Origin of the sequence: Pseudomonas sp. NBRC 111138, assembly GCF_001320835.1 — a bacterium.
Lineage (GTDB): Bacteria > Pseudomonadota > Gammaproteobacteria > Pseudomonadales > Pseudomonadaceae > Aquipseudomonas > Aquipseudomonas paracarnis.
Genome location: NZ_BCBO01000173.1, coordinates 1 through 8,904, shown reverse-complemented (window position 1 = coordinate 8,904; position 8,904 = coordinate 1). Strand labels below are relative to the sequence as shown.

Below are 8,904 nucleotides of genomic sequence, written 5' to 3'. Positions count from 1 at the left end.
TGAAGGCGGCAACATCGTCTACACCGCCAGCCTTGTGGATAAAAACGGCGCACCGGTGACTAACATCATCAATCCGCTGACCGTCACCCTCGATAACGGCAAGACCATCACCATTGGTGTGAATCAGTCGAGTGGCTCTATCACCACCATCGCGCCGGATGATGTGTACAAAGGCGATCAAACTGTCACTACCGCCATCAAAAGCGTGACCGGCGGCGAGCACTTCGAAAACCTGGTCCCTGGCACGACGGCAGTGAACACTACTGTCACCGATAACCCTGGCACCGATAACACCACCACCGTTACGTTGACGGCTCCGGCTGAGGCAAACGAAGGTGGGCAGATTACGTACACCGCCACGCTGTCCAACAAAGCGGGCACTGACGTAACACTGAAGCTCGACAACGGTTCAAGCATCACCATCAAGGCTGGCGACACCGTTGGCACCGTAACCGTGCCTGCGCCTACCGATGACGTGTTCATCGACAAGAGCACGCAGACCGTTCAGATCACCGAGACCACTGGTGGCAACTTCGAAAAACTGGAAGTCGCAGGGAATGGCGCAACCACCACAATCAACGACACCATCGACAAGGTTGATGTAGTCCTGACCGCGACCACCACCGTTGGCGAAGGCGGCAATATCGTCTACACCGCCAGCCTTGTGGATAAAAACGGCGCACCGGTGACCAACATCACCAATCCGCTCACCGTGACTCTGGACAACGGCAAGACCATCACCATCGGCGTAAACCAATCGAGCGGTAGCGTTTCGGTTCTTGCTCCTGATGATGTGTACAAGGGCGACCAAACTGTCACCACCGCTATCAAGGGTGTGACCGGCGGCGAGCATTTCGAAAATCTGGTCCCTGGCACTACCGCGGTGAACACCACCGTTACGGACACACCGGGTACCGATAACACCACCACGGTTACGCTGACTGCGCCAAGTGCGGTTAACGAAGGCGGCCAGATCACCTACACCGCGACCTTGAGCAACAAGGCCGGTACTGATGTCACCTTGAAGCTGGATAACGGCTCGTCGATCACTATCAAGGCTGGCGACACGGTTGGCACCGTGACTGTCCCTGCGCCTACCGATGACGTGTTCATCGACAAGAGCACCCAAACGGTCAAGATCACCGAAACCACCGGCGGCAACTTCGAAAAACTGGAAGTCGCAGGGAATGGCGCAACCACCACAATCAACGACACCATCGACAAGGTCGATGTAGTCCTGACCGCGACCACCACCGTTGGCGAAGGCGGCAATATCGTCTACACCGCCAGCCTTGTGGATAAAAACGGCGCACCGGTGACCAACATCACCAATCCGCTGACCGTTACCTTGGACAACGGTAAAACCATCACCATCGGCGTAAACCAATCGAGCGGTAGCGTTTCGGTTCTTGCTCCTGACGATGTGTATAAGGGCGACCAAACCGTCACCACGGCTATCAAAAGCGTGACTGGCGGCGAGCACTTTGAAAACTTGGTCCCTGGCACTACCGCAGTGAACACCACTGTCACCGATACCCCCGGTACCGACAACACAACGACTGTCACCCTGACTGCGCCAAGTGCGGTTAACGAAGGTGGTCAGATTACCTACACCGCGACCTTGAGCAACAAGGCTGGCACTGACGTCACCCTGAAGCTGGATAACGGCTCATCGATCACGATCAAGGCTGGCGACACTGTTGGCACCGTAACCGTACCCGCGCCTACCGATGACGTGTTCATCGACAAGAGCACCCAAACGGTCAAGATCACCGAAACCACCGGCGGCAACTTCGAAAAACTGGAAGTTGCAGGTAACGGCGCGACCACCACGATCAACGACACCATCGACAAGGTCGATGTAGTCCTGACCGCGACCACCACCGTTGGCGAAGGCGGCAATATCGTCTACACCGCCAGCCTTGTGGATAAAAACGGCGCACCGGTGACCAACATCACCAATCCGCTGACCGTTACCTTGGACAACGGTAAAACCATCACCATCGGCGTAAACCAATCGAGCGGTAGCGTTTCGGTTCTTGCTCCTGATGATGTGTACAAGGGCGACCAAACTGTCACCACCGCTATCAAGGGTGTGACCGGCGGCGAGCATTTCGAAAATCTGGTCCCTGGCACTACCGCGGTGAACACCACCGTTACGGACACACCGGGTACCGATAACACCACCACGGTTACGCTGACTGCGCCAAGTGCCGTTAACGAAGGCGGCCAGATCACCTACACCGCGACCTTGAGCAACAAGGCCGGTACTGATGTCACCTTGAAGCTGGATAACGGCTCGTCGATCACTATCAAAGCTGGCGAGACCGTCGGTACTGTGACCGTGCCCGCCCCTACTGATGACGTGTTCATCGACAAGAGCACTCAGACCGTAAAGATTACTGATGCTTCCGGAGGCAACTTCGAAAAACTCGAAGTAGCAGGCAACGGCGCCACCACCACGATCAACGACACCATCGACAAGGTGGATGTAGTTCTGACCGCCACCACTACCGTGGGTGAAGGCGGCAACATCGTCTACACGGCCAGCCTTGTGGATAAAAATGGCGCACCGGTGACCAACATCACCAATCCGCTGACCGTGACCCTGGATAACGGCAAAACCATCACCATCGGCGTAAACCAATCGAGCGGTAGCGTTTCGGTTGTTGCTCCTGATGACGTGTACAAGGGCGACCAGACCGTCACCACTGCTATCAAAGGCGTGACCGGCGGCGAGCACTTCGAAAATCTGGTTCCAGGTACTACCCCGGTTAACACCACCGTTACTGATACACCGGGCACCGATAACACCACGACTGTCACCTTGACTGCGCCAAGTGCTGTTAACGAAGGTGGCCAGATCACGTACACCGCCACGCTGTCCAACAAAGCGGGCACTGACGTCACGCTGAAACTCGACAACGGTTCAAGCATCACCATCAAGGCTGGCGAAACTGTTGGTACCGTAACCGTGCCTGCGCCGACCGATGACGTGTTTATCGATAAGAGCACGCAGACCGTCAAAATCACTGACGCTTCCGGCGGCAACTTCGAAAAACTGGAAGTTGCAGGCAACGGCGCCACCACCACGATCAACGACACCATCGACAAGGTGGATGTAGTTCTGACCGCCACCACTACCGTGGGTGAAGGCGGCAACATCGTCTACACGGCCAGCCTTGTGGATAAAAATGGCGCATCGGTGACCAACATCACCAATCCGCTGACCGTGACCCTGGATAACGGCAAAACCATCACCATCGGCGTAAACCAATCGAGCGGTAGCGTTTCGGTTGTTGCTCCTGATGACGTGTACAAAGGCGACCAAACTGTCACTACCGCCATCAAAGGCGTAACCGGTGGCGAGCACTTTGAAAATTTAGTGCCTGGCACGACGGCGGTGAATACCACCGTCACGGACACACCGGGTACCGACAACACCACTACTGTGACGCTGACAGCGCCTAACGCTGTTAACGAAGGTGGACAGATTACGTACACCGCCACGCTGTCCAACAAGGCGGGGACCGACGTCACGCTGAAGTTGGACAACGGCTCGTCGATTACAATCAAGGCTGGCGAGACCGTGGGCACCGTAACTGTGCCTGCGCCTACCGATGACGTGTTCATCGACAAGAGCACTCAGACCGTCAAGATCACCGACGCTTCCGGCGGCAACTTCGAAAAACTGGAAGTGGCAGGCAACGGCGCAACCACCACGATCAACGACACCATCGACAAGGTGGATGTAGTTCTGACCGCCACCACCACCGTTGGCGAAGGCGGCAACATCGTCTACACCGCCAGCCTTGTGGATAAAAACGGCGCAGCGGTGACCAACATCACCAATCCGCTGACCGTCACCTTGGACAATGGCAAAACCATCACCATCGGTGTGAATCAGTCGAGCGGTTCCATCACCACCGTAGCGCCAAACGACGTCTACAAAGGCGACCAAACCGTCACCACCGCCATCAAAGGCGTGACCGGTGGCGAGCATTTCGAGAACCTCGTGCCGGGCACGACGGCGGTGAACACCACCGTCACCGACACACCAGGCTCCACCGACCTGACCACCGTCACCTTGACTGCCCCGACCGCGGTCAACGAAGGCGGCCAGATCACCTACACCGCCACCTTGAGCAACAAGGCCGGCAGCGACATGCTGGTCCAGCTCGACAACGGTTCGAGCATCACCATCAAGCAAGGTGAGACCATGGGCACGGTGACCGTCCCGGCGCCTACCGATGACGTGTTCATCGACAAGAGCACCCAGACCGTCAAGATCACCGGCACCACCGGCGGCAATTTCGAGGGTGTGACCATCACACCTGCGGGCGCCACGACCACCATCAACGACACCATCGACGACGTGACCGTGGTACTCAAGGCCACCGGTTCGGTCAGCGAAGGCGGGCAGATCGTCTACACCGCGTCCCTGGTCGACAAGAACGGCGCGGCCGTGAACAACGTGGGCTCCGACTTGGTGGTAAGGCTGGATAACGGCTCGACCATCACCATCGGCAGTGGCAAGTCCACCAGCTTCACGACAGCTACCGCACCGAACGATGCCTATGTCGGCGCCAATGATGTCAGCGCCAAGATCACCGGCGTGGTCAGCGGTGGCGACAAGTACGAGCATCTGATTGTTGACGCCAGCCCCGCGGTCACCAAGGTCACGGATGTAGTGACGGATACCAAAATCAGCATAACGGGCGATGGCTCGGTCACTGAAGGTGGCACAGCCCACTACACCCTGACCTTGACCAACCCGCCGCAAACCGACGTAACCGTGACGCTCAAATACAGCGGCACCGCCACTGACGGTTCGGACTTCACCGGCGTGTACACCGTGAAGATCCCGGCAGGCTCCAGCAGCGTGCCGTTTGATATCCGCACGCTCGACGACAAGATCACCGAGCCTACGGAACAGATCGTTATCACCATCGACAAGGTCACCGGAGGCAACTTCGAGAACCTGGTGATCGACAAAGGCACCGTCACCACCAACATCCTCGACAACGATGCGCCGCCGGTGATCGACCTGGATGCCAACAACTCCAGCGGCGCCACGGGTGCCGATTACAAGACGACATTTACCGAGGGTACCGCCGGGCCGGGCGTGTCGATCGCCGATACGGATATCAAGATCACTGACCCAGACAGCACACTGCTGACGGGCGCGACGGTCACGCTGACCAACGCACAGGCCGGTGATGCCCTGAACCTGGGCAATAGCGTGAATGGCATCAGCGTCAGCACCAACAACCAGACGGGCACTATTACCCTGACGTTGTCCGGCAGCGCAACGCTGGCTGACTACATGCAACGTATCCAGAACATCACGTTCACCAACAACAGCCACGACCCGAGCACCACACCGCGCACCATCACCGTGACGGTGACCGATGGCGGCAACTACTCCAACGTGGCCACCACCACCGTCAACGTGGTAGCGGTCAACGATGCACCAGTGGCCACTGGCGGTGCTGTGACCGGTACGGAAGACACGGCGCTGGCCCTGACCTGGGCCAACTTCGGCGTGAGCGATGTGGACTCGCCACAAGCCAGCCTCGGGGTGAAAATCACCGACCTGCCAGTAGCCGGCAAGCTGCAATACCTTGCGGCGGACGGCAGCACCTGGACCAACGTGACCAGCGGCCAGACCTTTACCAAGGCCCAGATCGATGGCGGCCAACTGCGCTTTATGCCGAACGCCAACGAGTCCGGCGCCGACGGTTACGGCGGCACTGGCGTGGGTAACAAGCAGGCGGATTACGCGCAGTTCAAGTTCCAGCCAACCGATGGCAAGGACCTGGGCACCAGCGCTACGGTGAAAGTCGATATCACCCCAGTGGCCGACGCACCGACCCTGAGCGTGGCCGACAACAACGTTGCCTCGACCGGCCTGGTCAAACAGGGCTGGAACAGCATCGCCGGCCTCGGCAACAACGGCAACGGTGCTGCACCGGACGTGCTGAAAAAAGCCATCGATAACGCGGGCACACCCAACAGCACCTCTGTGGTGACCAACGTCGAGTCCGTCGACAACGTGGCCGCTGGCTCTGGTTCCAAGATCTCCGGCCTGATCTACATGGAAGCGGGCAAGAGCTACACCTTCAGCGGTATCGCGGATGACAGCGTGGTGGTCAACGTTGGCGGTAAAGACGTTGCGAGCGGTTTGTGGGGTACCAACAGCGGCAAGTTCAGCGGCTCGTTCACGCCAACGACCACTGGTTACTACAGCCTTGAGATCTACCAGGCCAACCAAGCGGGGCCTGGCAGCTTTGACGTCAACCTGTCGGTCAACGGCGGGGCGGTGCAGAACCTGAGCACCAGCACCGTGCCGCTGTACACCGGCCTTACCGACCTGACCAACGCCGGCGTCACCGTATCCGACCTGCATGGCAGCAACGGTGACGGTTACTACGTGGGCTACAAGCTCAACGAAGGCCAGGAAAACGGCACGGTCAAATTGTCCAAGGTCACCACCGCGCTGACCGACACCGACGGCTCCGAAACCCTGAGCGTGAAGATCAGCGGCATTCCGGCAGGCTCGGTACTGACCGACGCGTCTGGGCACACCTTTACTGCGGGTAAAACCGTGGGCGAAGTGAATGTCACGGGCTGGGACCTGAACACCCTGACCATCAAGCCGCCGACCTACTACAGCGGTCAGTTCAACCTGACGGTCACTTCGACGTCCACCGAGAGCATCGGCGGTTCAGCGACCACCACCGCGCAATTGCCCGTCACGGTGCACCCAGCGACCTACAATTCGGTCACCGGCACCTCGGGCAGCGACACCATCAATGGCAGCGATGGCAACGACATTGTCGTGGCCGACGTCGCCGGCTTGAACGTGGTGCAGGGCAAGAACTACAACATCGCGTTCATGATCGATACATCGGGCAGTATGGGTGCGGACTCGATAGCAGCGGCAAAAACCTCGCTGACCACCACGTTCAACTCGCTGAAAAACAGTATCGGCGCCAGCACTTCTGGCACTGTGAATATCTTCCTGGCGGATTTCAGCGACCAGGTCAATCGCACGGTGACAGTCAACCTGAAAGACCCAGGTGCATTGGACTCGCTGCAGAAAGTCCTGGATTCCATGGTGTCTACCGGCGGGACCAACTACGAAGACGTGTTCAAGGCCGCGGCCAACTTCTTCAAGAGTGCCCAGGCGACTGGCAACACTGGCGCTATCAATACAACGTACTTCATCACCGATGGTCAGCCGACGTTTTACCAAGCGTCCGAGCAGACCAACCCATACTTGTACGGCAACGTCAGGCTCGATGATGTCGTCACCATGAACAACTACACCATAGGTACCGCCACCCGGATCAACATCGATTCGAATAACTACCTTGATATCAACTCTGCCGGCAAGGTAACCCTCTGGTCTTACGGCTGGGGGTACAACAAGGGAATCATCCACGCCCAAGGGGATGGCACCTATGAAATATCGGTGCAAGGCGGCCTCGGCTACGATACCGACTACTCCACCACCCTCAACTCCAACAGCGCGTTCGCACTGCTTAAAGGTCTGTCCACAGGTGGCGTAGAAGCCATCGGCCTCAACAGTGGGGTCAGCCTGAATCAGTTGGCACCGTACGACAGCGATGGCAAGCCACAGGCCAACATCGATCCGAAGGACCTGGCCAACGCTATCCTCGGCCACACAGAGGCGACGTTGCCGGGCGCGGACACCGTCAGCGGTGGCGACGGCAACGACATCCTCTTCGGCGACCTGGTGAGCTTCAGCGGGATCAATGGCGAGGGTTACAACGCGCTGCAGGCCTTTGTCGCACAGAAGACCGGCGTGGCTGTCTCGGCAGTGACTGCCTCTAACGTTCACCAGTACGTCACCGAGCACTATGTGGACTTCGACGTCTCCGGCGCCAAAGATGCCGGCGATACACTGTTGGGCGGGGCTGGCGATGACATCCTGTTCGGCCAGGGCGGCAACGACCTTCTGGACGGCGGCAAAGGCAATGACATCCTGCTGGGTGGCACGGGTAACGACACGTTGATTGGCGGCCAGGGCAACGACATCCTGATCGGTGGCTCGGGGGCCGACACCTTCGTGTGGAAGGCGGGCGACATCGGCAACGATGTGATCAAGGACTTCAAGGCGTCCGAAGGCGACCGCATTGACCTGCGCGATTTGTTGAAAGGTGAAACCGACAGCACCATCGACAATTACCTCAAGATCACCACGGTAGAAGGTGTGTCGACCCTGCAAGTGAGCAGTGAAGGCAAGCTCAACGCCGCCGGTGGCCTGGCCAATGCTGATGTGACGATCAAACTGGAAGGCAACGATTGGTCCCACACCAGCATCAACTCGCTGATCAGTGGTGCCGACCCGACCATCAAGATCGATCACACCTAAGACGCGATTGATCGGCCGCCCTTCCAGGCGGCCGATTTTTTGGCCTACGGGTCGCTGGCCCTGGCGGACGGCGCATCGCATACTCACGCCCATACACGCAGCGTTGACCTATGCTGTTGAACGCCTGTGGCGCATTTTCGAGGGGTTGTTATGTTTTACGTGCAACGTGATGCACAGGGCGCGCTGGTTCGCGTAGAGGCCGCTGCCTTTACCGAATCCACTGAAACCCTGCCGGCCGATCACCATGAGATACAGGCCTGGTACGCCAACGAAGTGGTGGAAACCAGCCTGGCCCAGCTCAAGCAGAGCGACTTTGAGATGATCCGGGTGCTGGATGACTTGATCCAGGTGCTGACCCGCAAGGGGGTGATCAGCGTGACCGACCTGCCGCCGGCAGCCCAGGCCAAGTTGATGGACCGTAACCAGGCGAGGGAAGCGTTGGGTGGGTTGAGCCAGTTGATCGATGATGACGAGAAAGGATTGATTTAATCCAACCGCTCCTA

The 8,904-nt window shown here is 58.4% G+C and carries 2 protein-coding genes; both read left to right on the top strand.

Translation table 11 applies throughout. The annotated features are described in order from the left end of the window. Positions 1 to 8,401: immunoglobulin-like domain-containing protein (locus APH41_RS27170; protein WP_256220349.1), on the top strand; the 8,401-nt coding region annotated here is incomplete at its 5' end. Between the two features lie 150 nt (positions 8,402 to 8,551). Further along, a complete protein-coding gene (locus tag APH41_RS27165) occupies positions 8,552 to 8,890 on the top strand; it encodes a hypothetical protein (protein ID WP_054896857.1) in 339 nt (112 codons plus the stop codon). The last annotated feature ends 14 nt before the right edge of the window (positions 8,891 to 8,904 follow it).